15 protein-coding genes are annotated in these 13,389 nt (G+C 72.9%); 10 read left to right on the forward strand and 5 right to left on the reverse strand.

What is annotated here, in order from left to right; translation table 11 throughout:
- Positions 1-74: 74 nt before the first annotated feature.
- Together ABZW17_RS13125 and ABZW17_RS13130 are read left to right on the forward strand one after the other, a co-directional pair.
- Positions 75-848, forward strand: coding sequence for a polysaccharide deacetylase family protein (locus ABZW17_RS13125; protein WP_354812821.1), 774 nt, complete (start codon positions 75-77; stop codon positions 846-848).
- Between the two features lie 3 nt (positions 849-851).
- Positions 852-2,054 (forward strand): beta-propeller fold lactonase family protein, encoded by a 1,203-nt coding sequence (locus ABZW17_RS13130; protein WP_354812823.1) that lies wholly within the window; start codon positions 852-854, stop codon positions 2,052-2,054.
- 57 nt (positions 2,055-2,111) lie between these two features.
- Here ABZW17_RS13130 and ABZW17_RS13135 read toward each other — a convergent pair whose 3' ends face one another.
- A complete protein-coding gene (locus tag ABZW17_RS13135; RefSeq protein ID WP_354812825.1) occupies positions 2,112-2,273 on the reverse strand; it encodes a hypothetical protein in 162 nt (53 codons plus the stop codon).
- Positions 2,274-2,412: 139 nt separating this feature from the next.
- Here ABZW17_RS13135 and ABZW17_RS13140 point away from each other — a divergent pair, with 139 nt between their 5' ends.
- Positions 2,413-2,991 (forward strand): DUF3558 domain-containing protein, encoded by a 579-nt coding sequence (locus tag ABZW17_RS13140; protein ID WP_354812827.1) that lies wholly within the window; start codon positions 2,413-2,415, stop codon positions 2,989-2,991.
- A 29-nt stretch (positions 2,992-3,020) separates the two neighbouring features.
- Here the strand turns inward: ABZW17_RS13140 and ABZW17_RS13145 are convergent, their stop codons facing one another.
- Entirely contained in the window at positions 3,021-3,455 is a 435-nt protein-coding gene (locus ABZW17_RS13145) for a MarR family winged helix-turn-helix transcriptional regulator (RefSeq protein WP_354812829.1), read from the reverse strand.
- 81 nt (positions 3,456-3,536) lie between these two features.
- Here ABZW17_RS13145 and ABZW17_RS13150 point away from each other — a divergent pair, with 81 nt between their 5' ends.
- Positions 3,537-4,316 (forward strand): alpha/beta hydrolase, encoded by a 780-nt coding sequence (locus ABZW17_RS13150; RefSeq protein ID WP_354812831.1) that lies wholly within the window; start codon positions 3,537-3,539, stop codon positions 4,314-4,316.
- Between the two features lie 25 nt (positions 4,317-4,341).
- The gene (locus ABZW17_RS13155; protein ID WP_354812833.1) at positions 4,342-5,097 is read left to right on the forward strand and encodes an MBL fold metallo-hydrolase; all 756 of its coding nucleotides are present in this window, start codon (positions 4,342-4,344) and stop codon (positions 5,095-5,097) included.
- 172 nt (positions 5,098-5,269) lie between these two features.
- On the opposite strand, the gene ABZW17_RS13160 is transcribed toward ABZW17_RS13155, so the two are convergent.
- The gene (locus tag ABZW17_RS13160; RefSeq protein ID WP_354812835.1) at positions 5,270-6,139 is read right to left on the reverse strand and encodes a dienelactone hydrolase family protein; all 870 of its coding nucleotides are present in this window, start codon (positions 6,137-6,139) and stop codon (positions 5,270-5,272) included.
- A gap of 480 nt (positions 6,140-6,619) precedes the next feature.
- Here ABZW17_RS13160 and ABZW17_RS13165 point away from each other — a divergent pair, with 480 nt between their 5' ends.
- Entirely contained in the window at positions 6,620-7,240 is a 621-nt protein-coding gene (locus tag ABZW17_RS13165) for a TetR/AcrR family transcriptional regulator (protein ID WP_354812837.1), read from the forward strand.
- A 68-nt stretch (positions 7,241-7,308) separates the two neighbouring features.
- Positions 7,309-8,397, forward strand: a complete 1,089-nt coding sequence (locus ABZW17_RS13170) for a winged helix DNA-binding domain-containing protein (RefSeq protein ID WP_354812839.1) — start codon at positions 7,309-7,311, stop codon at positions 8,395-8,397.
- A gap of 3 nt (positions 8,398-8,400) precedes the next feature.
- On the opposite strand, the gene ABZW17_RS13175 is transcribed toward ABZW17_RS13170, so the two are convergent.
- Complete coding sequence (locus ABZW17_RS13175; protein WP_354812841.1) at positions 8,401-9,357, reverse strand: YafY family protein; 957 nt, start codon at positions 9,355-9,357, stop codon at positions 8,401-8,403.
- A gap of 111 nt (positions 9,358-9,468) precedes the next feature.
- Here ABZW17_RS13175 and ABZW17_RS13180 point away from each other — a divergent pair, with 111 nt between their 5' ends.
- Positions 9,469-9,927: a nucleoside deaminase gene (locus ABZW17_RS13180; protein ID WP_354812843.1), complete on the forward strand. Its 459-nt coding sequence runs from the start codon at positions 9,469-9,471 to the stop codon at positions 9,925-9,927.
- 52 nt (positions 9,928-9,979) lie between these two features.
- Entirely contained in the window at positions 9,980-10,942 is a 963-nt protein-coding gene (locus ABZW17_RS13185; RefSeq protein ID WP_354812845.1) for a 2-oxoglutarate and iron-dependent oxygenase domain-containing protein, read from the forward strand.
- Here the strand turns inward: ABZW17_RS13185 and ABZW17_RS13190 are convergent.
- Positions 10,929-12,212 carry a GGDEF domain-containing protein gene (locus ABZW17_RS13190; RefSeq protein ID WP_354812847.1) on the reverse strand — a complete coding sequence of 428 codons (1,284 nt, stop codon included), beginning with the start codon at positions 12,210-12,212 and terminating at the stop codon, positions 10,929-10,931. The genes ABZW17_RS13185 and ABZW17_RS13190 overlap by 14 nt on opposite strands.
- Before the next feature lie 215 nt (positions 12,213-12,427).
- Here ABZW17_RS13190 and ABZW17_RS13195 point away from each other — a divergent pair, with 215 nt between their 5' ends.
- Positions 12,428-13,387, forward strand: coding sequence for a chitinase (locus ABZW17_RS13195; RefSeq protein WP_354812849.1), 960 nt, complete (start codon positions 12,428-12,430; stop codon positions 13,385-13,387).
- The last annotated feature ends 2 nt before the right edge of the window (positions 13,388-13,389 follow it).

The following is a 13,389-nucleotide window of genomic DNA, read 5'->3' on the forward strand; positions in this document are numbered from 1 at the left end:
GGCCCGGCCCGGCTCTCAGCGTTTTCACAGCGGGTTTGCGAAAGGGTCGCGCCGTCCGTGGAGTTGGAGGTTTCGTGCCAGACCCGCTCACCCGGCGCCGCCTGTTCGGGGTGGCGCTGGGCGCCGCCGCATTGACCGCGTGCTCGGCGCCTGAGCAGCAGCAGCAGGCCCCCGCCGGTCCGGCGCCCACGACCGCGGCCCCGCCGTCGGCGAGTCCACCCCCGCCGGCACCGTCCCCGCTGCCGACGGGTCCGGCCACCGAGGTCGTCCGCTCCGCCTCGGGACGGCCGCAGGTCGCGCTGACCTTCCACGGCGCGGGCGATGTCCAGGTGACCCGCCAGGTGCTGGACGTCGTGCACCAGCACGGCGCGCACATCACCGTGCTGGCGGTGGGCACGTGGCTCGCCGAGCACCCGGACGCCGCCCGGATGATCCGCGACGGCGGGCACGAGCTGGGCAACCACACCTGGAGCCACCCCGCGCTCTCGGGCTACGCGGCGGAGCCGATGTACGCGGAGATCCAGCGCTGCCGGGACAAACTGGCCGAACTGACCGGGTCGCCGGGCGCCTTCTTCCGGCAGTCGCAGGGCCAGCACGCCACGCGGGAGGAACTGGTCGAAGCGGGCAAAGCGGGGTACTCGCGGGTGCTGTCCTACGACGTCGATTCCCTGGACTGGAAGGACCCCGGGCCGGCCGCCATCCGCGCCGCGGTGGCGAAGGCCCGTGCCGGCAGCGTGGTCAGCATGCACCTCGGGCACCCCGGCACGGTGGCGGCGCTCCCCGGCATCCTGACCGCCCTGGCGGACCGCGGCCTCACCCCGGTCACCGCGTCGGACCTGCTGGCGTAACGGATGCGCGTCCGGCTGACCGCCGTGGTCTTCAGTCTCGCCCTCGCCGCCGGCTGCTCCTCGGGCGGCGGTTCCGCCGGCCCGGACATGTCCGGGATGCCGGGTATGTCCGGCGGCCCGGGCACGGCCGTGCCGCACCTGCCCACGCCGCCGGCCCCGGCGCCGAACCCGCTGCCCGGCATGCCCGGCGTCCCGGACCCGCACGACGTCGACGCGGCGGCGGGCGCCGGGATGCTCTCACCCGCGGTCGCCGGCGACAAGCCGCTGGTCTACGTGCCGCACAGCGGCTCGGGCGACGTCTGGGTGATCGACCCGGCCACGTTCAAGGTCGTCGCGAAGTACCCGGCGGGCAAGGAACTGCAGCACGTGGTGCCGTCCTGGGACCTGCGCACGCTCTACGCCACCGACGACCGCGGCGACCACGTGCTGCCGTTCGACCCGAAGACCGGGTTGCCGGGCAAGGCGTTCCCGGTCGTGGACCCGTACAACATGTACTTCAGCCCGGACGGCCGGTACGCGATCTCGGTGGCCGAACGGCTGCGCAAGCTCGTCTGGTACGACCCGCACACCTGGCAGGCCCACGACGAAACCCCGGTCCCGGAGTGCGCGGGCGTCGACCACGCGGACTTCTCCCCCGACGGCCGCACGGCGGTCTTCACGTGCGAGTTCGCCGGCCGGGTCGCGGTGGTCGACGTCGCTTCGCACCACCTGCTGCGGATGATCGACATGCCGCACCGCAACACGCGGATGGGCCCGCAGGACATCAAGCTCGCCCCGGACGGCTCGGTCTACTACATCGCCGACTCGGACGCGAACGGCCTCTGGGTCCTCGACGGAGCGGCGACGAAGGTGCTTCGCTTCATCCCCACCGGCCGGGGCGCGCACGGGCTCTACCTGTCGCGGGACGCGAAGCAGCTGTACGTGACCAACCGCCACGAAGGAAGCGTCAGCGTGCTCGACGCGTACACCGGCGCACCGGTGACGGTGTGGCACATCCCGGGCGGCGGCAGCCCGGACATGGGCAACGTGACCGCCGACGGCACGCAGCTCTGGCTGTCCGGGCGGTACGACCGCGTGGTGTACGTCCTGTCCACAAAGGACGGAAAACTGCTGGCCGAGATCCCGGCCGGCAACGAGCCGCACGGCCTGTGCGTGTGGCCGCAGCCGGGCCGGTACTCCCTCGGCCACACGGGCATCACCCGCTGACGGGTCCACCTCGGACGCGGTCCGCGCCGGGCACCCGGCCCGGCGCGGACCCCGCGATCAGCCGCGTCCGCCGACGGCCTTGCGCCGCACGAACCCGATCACCCCGGTGGCGACGAACAGCACCGCGCCCACGATGATCAGCCAGAACAACCCCTTGATGGCGATCCCGAGTACCACCAGAACCGCCCAGACCACCAGCAATCCGACCAGCAGGGCCATATCCGCACCTCTTTCCGCTCGTTCCGACCGGAGCGACAGGTACCCCGCCGCCGGGCATCTCACGCATCCGGCTCTCAGCGTCCCCTCAACCGGTTCGTTCTAGCCTCGACCGGAAACCCGGTGCGGCGAGAGGACGCCGATGGACCGCCCTCCCGTTCGCCGCCCGCTGCCCCCGGGCGTTCCTTCCCGACGGAGGCGAGCGGCGTTCCTCCTCGGCGCAGCGGCCGTCCTCACCGCGTGCACGGCGGCCCCCACCGGGCCGCAGCGGCTGTCCCCGGAACTCGCCGCCGACCCCCTCGACCTGACGCCCTTCGCGGCCGCGCCGTGCCACTTGCTCGACCGGCCCCAGCTCGCCCGCTACTTCGTCACCACCGACGGCACGCCGGAACCCCCGGGCTGCCGCTGGACACCCGCGGACACCGCCAAGCTGACGTACCGAGCCGCGGTTGACCTCACCACCGGCGGCCTGGAAGCCCGCTACCGCCAACGCCCGACGATCCCCGGCTTCACCCCGGCGCAGGTGCACAGCTACCCGGCGATCCTTCGCGACCTGGACGTCGGCCGTTGCACGGTCGAAACCGGCGTCGCGAACGACACCCTCCTCGTCGTCACCGTCGACGCACCCGACCGTGCGCTGAGCGCCCACGCGGATCCGTGCACGGAGGCCGAACGGTTCGCGGGCACGATCATCGGCTACCAAGGTCACCGAAAGCCCTGAGTTTCGCACTGCAAAAACGAGGCGTGCGGTCACCGCTGCCCGGCGGCCTTGAGCAGCAATTCGTGCAGGACGGCCCGCTCGGCGTCGGTCAGCGTGCCGACCGTCTCGGCCAAGACGGCCTCGAGGACGAGCGATCCGGCCTCGAAGGCGCGCCGGCCTTCGCCGGTCAGCACGTGGCGGGTGGCCCGGCCGGGCCCGTCGGCCCGTTCGAGGAGACCTCGCTCGATCATGCGCTTGGCGAGGGCGCCCATCGACTGGTCGGTCTGGAACGTCAGTTCCGCCAGCGTGTGCAGCGTGGCGTCCGGCTGCTGGTGCAGATGCCGGAGAACGTCCCACTGCACCAGGGAAAGCCCGTGTCCGGCCAGCCGGCGGTTGGCCTCGCGGTGGTGGCGCCACTGCAGCCGCTTCACAGCGAGCCCGATCTCCTGAAGCGACGGCGACACCAACGCAGCGTAACCCACCACCGGAGGCCTCCTCACCCTTGGCAAAGTAAGTATATTTATATAAGGTTGCTTAGACAGCATAGCCCACGAAGGAGCGATTCCATGCGCAACTCGGTCCCCGCCGGCACCCTCCGGCCCACCCGCACCTTCACCGCGCCCACCACCGGCGGCGGCGTGGTCACCGTCGAAGACCGCGACCACACCCGGCCCTTCCTGCTCCTGCACGGCGGTGGCGGCCCGGCGACGGTGGCCGGTTTCGCCGACCTGCTCGCGCAGCGCACGCACTCCCGCGTGCTGACCCCGACCCACCCCGGCTTCGCCGGCACCCCGCGGGTGCCCGGCCTGGACTCGACCCGCGCGCTCGCGGCGGCCTACGTCGGCCTGCTCGACGAGCTCGGCCTCGCCGACGTCACCGTGATCGGCAACTCCTTCGGCGGCTGGCTGGCCGCCGAGATCGCCCTGCTGGGCAGCCCGCGGGTCAGCGGCGCGGTGATCGTCGACGGCATCGGGATCGAGGTCGAAGCACACCCCGTGACCAGCGTCGCCGGCCTCACGCCCGCCGAACTGAGCAAGCTGTCCTACCACGACCCGAGCAAGGCGCCGGCCGCCGGCGGCGGAACCGGGCCCGGCCCGGACATCCAGGCCCTGGTCTCCTACACCGGCCCGGCCATGGCCGACCCGACCCTGCTGGACCGGCTCCGCACGCTCGACGACCTGCCCGTCCACGTCGTCTGGGGCGAAAGCGACGGGATCGTCAGCACCGAATACGGCAAGGCCTACGCCGCGGCGATCCCGACGGCGAAGTTCACCGTGCTCCCCCGGTCCGGCCACCTGCCGCAGATCGAAACACCCGAAGAACTCCTCGGAGCCATCACCGACTGACCGTTCCCGGAAAGGAACACCCGGCATGAAGACACCCCTCGCGGTCACCCGGATCGCCCACGCGTGCCAGCTGATCGAACTCGGCGACCTGCGAGTCCTCACCGACCCGTGGTTCACCGAAACCGCCACTTACCACCCGGGTGAACGACTTGCCACACCCGTGTCCGCACTCGGCCGGCTCGACGCGGTCGTGATCAGCCACGAGCACTACGACCACTGCGACCTCGACGCCCTCCTCGCCGGCGGCCTCGACCCGGGCACCCCGCTCATCGGGCCGGGCACCGTGACCGCCCTCGCGCGGGAGAAGGGCTTCCGCACCCTGCACACCATCGAGGCATGGGAATCGGCACGAGTCGGCGACCTCACGGTCACCGCCACCCCCGGCGAGCACGGCGTCCACGAGGTGACATTCGTCCTCCAGGCCGGCGGCCGGACAGTGTTCTTCGGCGGCGACTCACTGCGCGTGCCCGAACTCGACGAAATACCGAGCCGCCTCGGACCGCTCGACCTGACGATCCTGCCCACCAACGGCCTCTGCGTCCGGCCGGCCGGCCTGCGCCAGGTGGTGATGGACGCCGAACAGGCAGCAGAGCTGACCGCAGTACTGCGGCCGGCGCTGGCGATCCCCCACCACTACGCGTTCCACAGCGGCTACCTCGGCGACCGCATGATCACCAAAGCCGACCAGGACCCCCGCCACTACGCCGACGCCGTCGCCCGCCTCGCCCCGGACATCGAGGTGCGCATCCCCCTGCCCGGCGTCCGGGTGGTCGTCCCGTAACCGTCCGGGGGACCCGGCTGATCGCGGAACACGGGAAAGCGGGTGGCAGACCGGGCCTGCCACCCGCCGCCGTGCGGCCCGATCGGCGGCGCTGACCCCGGCTTCACCGCCGACGACCTCTCTCCGGGGGTTCCCGCCCCGGCACCGGCGAAAGTTCCGCCCGATCGTCCCTCTACAGTGGACAGCTACTGCGGTACATCGAGATCCCCGTCGCGTCCGCCACCGTCGGGCACAGGAACCTCTCGTAGCGCGTGTCCCGGTCGAGGGCCAGCTTCAGCCACGGGATCAGCGTGCGCATCTCGACCGTGTTCGGCCGGGTCGCGAACAGGTGGTCCACGCCCGTGATCTGCACGTAGGCCTTCTTCAACGCCGCCGGCATCGTGACGTACAGCTTGTCGAGGTACGCCGGGGTGACGACGGGGTCGCGCTGCCCGGCGATGAACATCGTCGGCACCTGGTCACCGGCCAGGTCCAGGTTGCCCACCGGTGATCCCGGGGCCAGCCCGACCGCGGACTTCAGCGACGGGCGCCGCAGCGCTGCGAGCAGGGCACCCGCGCCACCCGCCGAATGGCCGACGACGCCCAGCCTGCTCGCGTCCACCCGGGTGCGGACCGGGCTCTTCTGCGTCAGGTAGTCGAGCGCCGCGAGCAGCTGCGTGGCGCGGGCGTCGGCGCTGTCGGTGCGGCTGGTGGTCTCGATGCCGAGGACGACGAAGCCGAAGGACGCCAGCCGCGGGCCCATCCACGCCTCTTCGTCGGCGAACAGGGCGGAGTAGCCGGGCACGATCGCGACCGCGCCCCACGTGCCCGGGCCGGTGTCGGCCGGGTAGTAGACGTAGCCGCCGTTGAACCCGTTGCCGGGCGGGACTTTCGCCTGTGCCGTCGCGAACGGCCCGTACGGTGCCGCCACGCTCGCCGGGGTGGGATCCGGTCCCCGCTGGTAGGGGTTGGCCGCGGCGGATGCCGTCGGGGCGACCGCCGCCGTGACCAAGCCCAGGACCACCGCGGCCGTGGCGGCGGCTCGGGAGAGAACGCGTCGCATTGCCTTACCTCCTCGGGTGACTACGAACGCGACAGGCCGAAGCCGGTTGTGCCACCTCGAGCGGCCCGCGGGTCCCGCGAGACGACCGGCGCGTGGCGAACCACGCTTCGGTCACGCGGAAGTCGAAGGAGCGGTGCCAGGCCCTGCCGGACGTCGGCTCGTGTGCGCGGACGACGCTAGTGTCACCGGCGCGAACGCGACAACTCGTCCGCGCCGCCGGCCGCGCCGATTCCGACGGATCGGCCAGTTCACAGCCCACGCACCACCCTGTTCCGAGGGCTGAAAGTTACGTGTGGGGAGCAGCAGCCGGGCCTTCGGGGCCGTCGACGCGATTGCCGGACCGCCTGCCCGGCGCCGGCCGCACGGGGCACCTCGGCCCGCATCCCCGGATTCGCTGACAAAGCAACCGCTTACAATGACGCGGACCGGGCCGGCCGTCGGGGCCGCCGTTCGGGCGGGCCTATCTGGGAGGATCAGCGGATGACGATGTCGCTGTCGGCCGAACTGTGGCCGGACGTGCAGCCCGAGACCGCCCGGCGGCTCATGCTCGCCGGGGTCGAGGCCTTCGCCAAGCGCGGGTACCACGCCACCACCACGCGGGACATCGCCGGAGCCGCCGGGATGTCGCCCGCCGCGCTCTACGTGCACTTTCCGTCCAAGGCCGCGCTGCTGTTCGCCATCAGCCGGTACGGGCACGAGCAGACCCTCGCGCTCGTCGAGAACGTCGTCGCCAAGGAAACCGACCCCGTCGCCCGGATCCGGCTCATCGTCGAGGACTTCGTGGCCTGGCACGCCCGGCGGCACACCGTCGCCCGGGTCGTGCAGTACGAGCTGCAGGCCCTTCCCGAGCAGGAGTTCGAGGTGGTCGCCGAGCTGCGGCGGCGGATCGAGCGGATCGTGCGGGAAGTCATCGCCGAAGGCGCCGCGAACGGCGTGTTCACCGTGTCCGACCCGCACGTCGCCGCCCGGGCGGTCCTCTCGCTCGGTGTCGACGTCGCCCGCTGGTACACCGAGCGGGCGCGGCAGACGCCGACCGCGCTGGGCCAGGAGTACGGCGGGCTCGTGCTGCGCATGCTCGGCGTGACGCCCGTCACAGACTGAGCGGTCGTTCAACCTCCCGACGCAGTAGCGGTCACATCCTGTCCGCTTTCTCTGCCACAGTGACTCCCGTGCCGAAACTGGACACGCGCGCCCTCAACCGCGCCACGCTCGCCCGGCAACTGCTGCTCGAACGGGCCACACTGCCCGTGCCCGACGCCGTCGCGCACCTCGGCGGCCTGCAGGCGCAGGAGCCGCAGGAACCGTTCACCGGGCTGTGGTCACGGCTGCGGGGCTTCGCTCCCCACGCCCTCGACGACCTGCTGACCGGCCGCCACGTCGTGCGGACCCACCTCATGCGCCGGACCGTGCACCTGCTCACGGCCGCCGACGTGCTCGCCTGGCGGACCCGCTTCGACGCGATGCTGCGCCAGCGCGTCCTCGGCACCTACCGCCGCGAACTCGAAGACGTCGACCTCGACGAACTCGCCGCACGAGGCCGGGAAGTCCTGGCCGACGGCGAGCCGCGCTCGATGGGCGAGCTCGCCCGGGCCGTCGCCGGCCACTGGCCTGACGCGGGGCCGCGGCCGCTCGGCGAAATGCTGGTCGCCGCGCTGATCCCGATGGTCCAGCTGCCGCCGCGGGGGCTGTGGCGCACCAAGGCCGGCGTGCGCAACCTGCCGCTGCCCGCGTGGCTCGGGCGCGACGGCGACCCGCTCGACCCGGCCGACGGCGTCGGGCAGGCCCTGGTGCGCCGCTACCTGGCGGCCTTCGGCCCGGCGGCGACGGCGGACCTGCGCGCGTGGTCCGGCCTGGCCGGGCTGCCGGCGGCGGTGAAGGCGGTGCGCGAGGAGCTGGTGGCGTTCCGCGACGAGCGCGGCCGCGAGCTGCTCGACCTGCCGGACGCCCCGCGCCCCGACCCGGACACCCCGGCCCCGGTCCGGTTCCTGCCGGCGTTCGACAACGCGATCCTCGGCTACGACGACCGCACCCGCATCATCGACGACGCGCACCGCGGGCTGTCCGTGGCGGCCGAGCGGGTGGTGCTGGTGGACGGCCGGGTCGGCGCCACCTGGACGACGGACGGCGACGCCGTGGCGGTGCGGCCGCTGCGCCGGCTGACCGGGCAGGAACGCCGCGAGGTCGAAGCCGAAGGAAGCCGGCTGGCCGCCTTCCTGACCGACGGCGAGAGCGACCGGGCGCGGGTCGACCCGGGCTGAGCTTCAGCCGACCGCCCGCGCGAACCGCTCCGCGACCTCCCGCAGCCGCTCGACCAGCCCCGGCGGGGCCTCCTCCACCACGAAGTCGAACCCCCACTGCGCCAGGTAGTACGGCACCGTGTCCAGGGTGTTCGCCCCGGTCCGCACCCGGCAGCTGGCGTCGTCGACCGCCTCCACCGCCCCGGCCGTCGGCGGGATCCGGCGCGCCACGGCCCCGGCCGGCGCGGCCACCCGCAGCACGAACTGGTGCGGGTACGGCGCCGTCGAGAGCTGCCGGGCCACGTACTCGGCCAGGTCCGGCGCCGGTGGTTCGCGCGGGGTGAACCGGAAGCCCGCCGCCGGCACGCCCGTGATCCGGTCGACCCGGAACGTCCGCCACGCGTCGCGGCCGAGGTCGAACGCCACCAGGTACCAGCGCCGTCCGGTGTGGACCAGCCGCAGCGGCTCCACCGACCGCTCCGTCGAGGCCCCCGCGCGGTCGTCGTAGCCGAAGCGGAGCCGCTCGTGGTCGCGGCAGGCCGCGGCGATCACCGTCAGCACCGACGCGTCCACCGTCGGGCCCGCTCCCGGCAGCGAGACCGTCGCGGCGTGCAGGGCGCCGACGCGCGGGCGCAGGCGCGCCGGCAGCACCTGCTCCAGCTTCGCCAGCGCGCGCACCGACGTCTCCTCGATGCCGCTGACCGTGCCGCTCGCCGCCGTGCGCAGGCCGACGGCGACCGCCACCGCTTCGTCGTCGTCCAGCAGCAGCGGGGGCAGCGCCGCGCCCGCGCCGAGCCGGTAGCCGCCGGCCACGCCCGGTGTCGCGTGCACCGGGTAGCCGAGGGACCGCAGCCGCTCGACGTCGCGGCGGATCGTGCGGACGTCGACCTCGAGCCGGGCCGCCAGGTCCGCGCCCGGCCACTCCCGGCGGGCCTGCAGCAGGGACAACAGCCGGAGCAGGCGTTCCGAAGTGCCGTACATGGCACGCAGTGTGCCAGACATCGAGGACAGATCCGGTCCGCGATCCGCCGGATAGTGCAGTCGCCCGGTCAAACACTTGCCAGGCACCGCCCCGGGCGGAAAGAGTGGCGCATGCCGATCGACCCGCACGCCCTGCTCGCCGTCGCCCGCGAAGAAGCCGAGCTGGGCAAGGCCGAAGGCGGCGTGCCGATCGGGGCCGCGCTGTTCGACTCCGCGGGCACGCTGCTCGGCCGTGGGCACAACCGGCGCGTGCAGGACGGCGACCCGTCGATGCACGCCGAGACCGCGGCGTTCCGCAACGCCGGCCGCCGCCCGCACTACCGCGACACGATCATGGTCACGACGCTCTCGCCGTGCTGGTACTGCTCCGGGCTCGTCCGTCAGTTCGGTATCGGGCGCGTGGTCATCGGCGAGGCGGAGACGTTCCACGGCGGTCACGACTGGCTCGCCGAGGCGGGCGTCGGGATCACCGTGCTCGACGATCCCGGCTGCACCGCGCTGATGACGGAGTTCATCGCCGCGCGCCCGGACCTGTGGTTCGAGGACATCGGAGTCGAAAAGTCCGAATAGGACAGTGTTGGACGAACAGCGCCGGCCCGCCGGCGCTGGACGAGGAGCCGGTATGCCGTCATCCGTTCCGCTCGTGGACCTCTCGCCGTGGTTCGCGGGCACGTCCGAAGGCCGCGCCGACGTCGCCGCCCGGATCGACCAGGCGCTGCAGGAGTCCGGCTTCCTGCTGGTCACCGGGCACGGCGTGCCGGACGGCCTGCGCACGCGGACCCGCGAGCTGGCCCGGCGGTTCTTCGCGCTGCCCGAGGACGTCAAGCAGCGCTACGCCGTGACCGTCGGCGGCCGCGGCTGGCTGCCGCCCGGCGTCGAGGCCAACGGCTACGCGGAGGGCACCGAGACCCCGCCGGACCTCAAGGAGTCCTACTCCGCGGGCGCGGACGCCAAGCTCGGCGTCGCCGAGATCGACGGCTTCTGGTTCCAGCCCAACGTCTGGCCGCACGAGGTGCCCGGTCTCGGCGAGGCGGCCACCGAGTACATGCGCCGGATGCGGGCGCTGTCGGACCACCTGCTGGAGATCTTCGCCGCGGCGCTCGGCCTCGCGGAGAGCCACTTCACCCGGCACACCGCCCACCCGACGTACACGTTCAACATCAACTGGTACCCGCCGATGACCCGCGTCGGCCCGCCCGAGCCGGACCAGTTCCGGATCGGCCCGCACACCGACTTCGGCACGGTCACCGTGCTCGACCGCCAGGCCGGGCTCGGCGGGCTGCAGGTCTGCTCGGCCGGCGGCGAGTGGGAGGACGCGCCGTTCCACCCGGACGCGTTCACGGTGAACATCGGCGACCTGATGGCCCGCTGGACCGGCGACCGCTGGCGTTCGACGCGCCACCGCGTCCTGCCGCCGCCGGCGTCGGCCCCGGACGAGGACCTGGTCTCGCTGATCTTCTTCTACGAGACCGACCACGACGCCCGGATCACCTCGCTGGCGCCGCCGCTGGGCACCCGGACCTACCCCGAGGTGATCGCGTCGGAGTACCTGCGGGAGAAGCTCGACGCCATCACGATGAGCTGACGTCCGGTTCGGCGCAGACCGTCCGGTTGCGGCCCGCCGCCTTCGCCCGCAGCAACGCCGTCTCCGCGGCCAGCAGCGCGTCCGCGAGGACACCGCCGGCCGCGCAGTCCGCCACGCCGATCGACACCGTCACCCCGACGAACTGCGGGCCGTCCCCCGACGCCTTCAGCGCCACCAGCGTCGAGGCGATCCGCAGCCGGATCCGTTCGGCGATCGCCATCGCGTCGAAGGCGCCGGTGCCGGGCAGCAGCACCGCGAACTCCTCGCCGCCGGAGCGGCCCACCAGGTCGGCGGCCCGGACCTCGTCACGCAGGGTGCCGGCGACCGCGCGCAGGACGGCGTCGCCGATGCGGGCCCCGTAGCGGTCGTTGAGCAGGCGGAAGTGGTCGAGGTCGAGCAGCAGCACGGCCAAGCCGGGACCGTGGCCGCCGAGCCGGTCCAGGCGGGCCTCGGCGGCGCCGCGCCAGGACGCGGCGGTCAGCACGCCGGTGCCGGGATCGAGGGTGACGTGGTCGCGGCGGCCGGCGCCCAGCCCGCCGCGGTGCAGCACGACCGTGGCGCCGGCCAGCACCGGCACCAGCAGCGGCGCGGCGACGGCGGCCCAGGCCAGCGGCAGCCCGAACGCCGTCATCGCGGCGTCGAAGGCGTGCCCCGGCGCGGCGTCGCGCGGACGGCGGGGCCCGTCGGCGCCGGTCACGAGAGCGGCGTTCACCGCGAGGAAGACCAGCCCGGCGACGGTGAGCAGGCCGACGGTCCGGGAGTCGAGGACCTCGCCGAGCGGCCGGACCCCGGTCGCGGTGAGGAAGGCCCCGGCGGCGAGCCCGGCCAGCGCCGTCGCCGCGGCGCCGAACACCTGCCGGTAGCCGGGTCTTCTGCGGACCCGGAACCACTGGTGCAGCGCGGAGAGCGCGACCAGTGCGACGGCGAGGCCCGGCCGGAGCACGAGCACCCCGGCGAAGATCCACGGCGTGTCGACGCCGGGGCCGAGCAGCGTGTCCTCGCGGTGGCGTTCCACCGGCCGCGCGAGTTCGGCCGAGACCAGCATCCCGGCCGTGAGCAGCGCGAACGGCCCGAGCATCGCGGGCAGCGGCGGGAAGCGGACGGCGGCGAGCACGACGGCGGCGACGGCGAGCGCGTCGACCCCGAGCAGGTAGCAGACCTGGCCGCGGCGCGGCAGCCGCCACAGGGCCCAGCGCTGCAGCAGGAGGGCGGGCAGGAACCGGCCCGGGCGGCGGCCCCCGCCGGCGGCGACCGTGGAATCCCCCACCATCTCGGCAAAGTAGCCGGAATGCGGGCCGGTGTCGATCCGCCTTCAGGGGAATTTGACATCGGTGGTCCGGACGAATCCGTGGGTCATTTTCCGACCGACGGAGGGTTGACACGCAATATTGGTCTAGTCCATTGTGTGGTGGCACACAGCACTCCTCCCGGGTTGATCCCGCCGCCTCAAACCGGAGGTGCTCCACCTGCGTTCGGAGGACCCCCATGAAATCAGTGCGCCGTCTTCTCACCCTCGCAGCGGCGGCTTCGGCCGCGCTCGCGACGACGGTCGGGCTCGCCCCGCAGGCCATGGCCGCGGTCGACCCGGTGCTCGCCTCCCCGTACCTGTACCAGTGGGGCGGCCAGACCAGCCCGACCGCCGCGATGTCCGCGACCGGCGTGAAAGCGTTTACGCTCGCGTTCGTCCTGTCCGACGGGACCTGCAACCCGAAGTGGGACGGCAGCCGCTCGCTGACCGGCTCGGACAAGACGATGATCCAGAACATCCGCAACGCGGGCGGGGACGTCATCCCCTCCTTCGGCGGGTGGTCCGGCACGAAGCTGGGCTCGAAGTGCACGTCGGCCTCGGCGCTGGCCGGCGCGTACCAGAAGGTGATCGACGCCTACGGCCTCAAGGCGATCGACCTCGACATCGAGAACACCGACGAGTTCCAGAACAACACGGTCCAGGACCGCATCCTCAACGCGGTCAAGCTGACCAAGCAGAAGAACCCGAACCTGAAGGTCGTCATCACCATCGGCACGACCACGACCGGCCCCGACTCGTGGGGCAAGCGCCTGATCAACCAGGCCAAGGCGATCGGCGCCCCGGTCGACGTCTGGTCGGTCATGCCGTTCGACTTCTCCAGCGGCGGTGACATGGCCGCGCTGACGAAGTCGGCGGTCGACGGGCTGAAGAACCAGCTCAAGAGCACGTTCGGCTGGAGCGACGACACCGCCTACCGGCACAGCGGCCTCTCCTCGATGAACGGCAAGACCGACAACGCGGGTGAGACGGTCACGGTCGCGAACTTCAACTCCATCCGCGGTTACGCGACGAGCCACCACCTGGCCCGCTTCACGTTCTGGGCCACCAACCGCGACTGCAGCGGCGGCGGCGAGTGCAGCGGCATCAGCCAGGACAAGTACGCGTTCACCAAGGTCGTCGCCGGTTACACCGGCTGACA

Source organism: Amycolatopsis sp. NPDC004625, assembly GCF_040609695.1.
Taxonomy (GTDB): Bacteria; Actinomycetota; Actinomycetes; order Mycobacteriales; family Pseudonocardiaceae; genus Amycolatopsis.

Coding starts and splice junctions, on each gene's coding strand:
- ABZW17_RS13130 (WP_354812823.1), top strand. CDS start 852: ATGCGCGTCCGGCTGACCGCCGTGGTCTTCAGTCTCGCCCTCGCCGCC.
- ABZW17_RS13135 (WP_354812825.1), bottom strand. CDS start 2,273: ATGGCCCTGCTGGTCGGATTGCTGGTGGTCTGGGCGGTTCTGGTGGTA.
- ABZW17_RS13140 (WP_354812827.1), top strand. CDS start 2,413: ATGGACCGCCCTCCCGTTCGCCGCCCGCTGCCCCCGGGCGTTCCTTCC.
- ABZW17_RS13150 (WP_354812831.1), top strand. CDS start 3,537: ATGCGCAACTCGGTCCCCGCCGGCACCCTCCGGCCCACCCGCACCTTC.
- ABZW17_RS13155 (WP_354812833.1), top strand. CDS start 4,342: ATGAAGACACCCCTCGCGGTCACCCGGATCGCCCACGCGTGCCAGCTG.
- ABZW17_RS13160 (WP_354812835.1), bottom strand. CDS start 6,139: ATGCGACGCGTTCTCTCCCGAGCCGCCGCCACGGCCGCGGTGGTCCTG.
- ABZW17_RS13165 (WP_354812837.1), top strand. CDS start 6,620: ATGACGATGTCGCTGTCGGCCGAACTGTGGCCGGACGTGCAGCCCGAG.
- ABZW17_RS13175 (WP_354812841.1), bottom strand. CDS start 9,357: ATGTACGGCACTTCGGAACGCCTGCTCCGGCTGTTGTCCCTGCTGCAG.
- ABZW17_RS13180 (WP_354812843.1), top strand. CDS start 9,469: ATGCCGATCGACCCGCACGCCCTGCTCGCCGTCGCCCGCGAAGAAGCC.
- ABZW17_RS13185 (WP_354812845.1), top strand. CDS start 9,980: ATGCCGTCATCCGTTCCGCTCGTGGACCTCTCGCCGTGGTTCGCGGGC.
- ABZW17_RS13190 (WP_354812847.1), bottom strand. CDS start 12,212: ATGGTGGGGGATTCCACGGTCGCCGCCGGCGGGGGCCGCCGCCCGGGC.
- ABZW17_RS13195 (WP_354812849.1), top strand. CDS start 12,428: ATGAAATCAGTGCGCCGTCTTCTCACCCTCGCAGCGGCGGCTTCGGCC.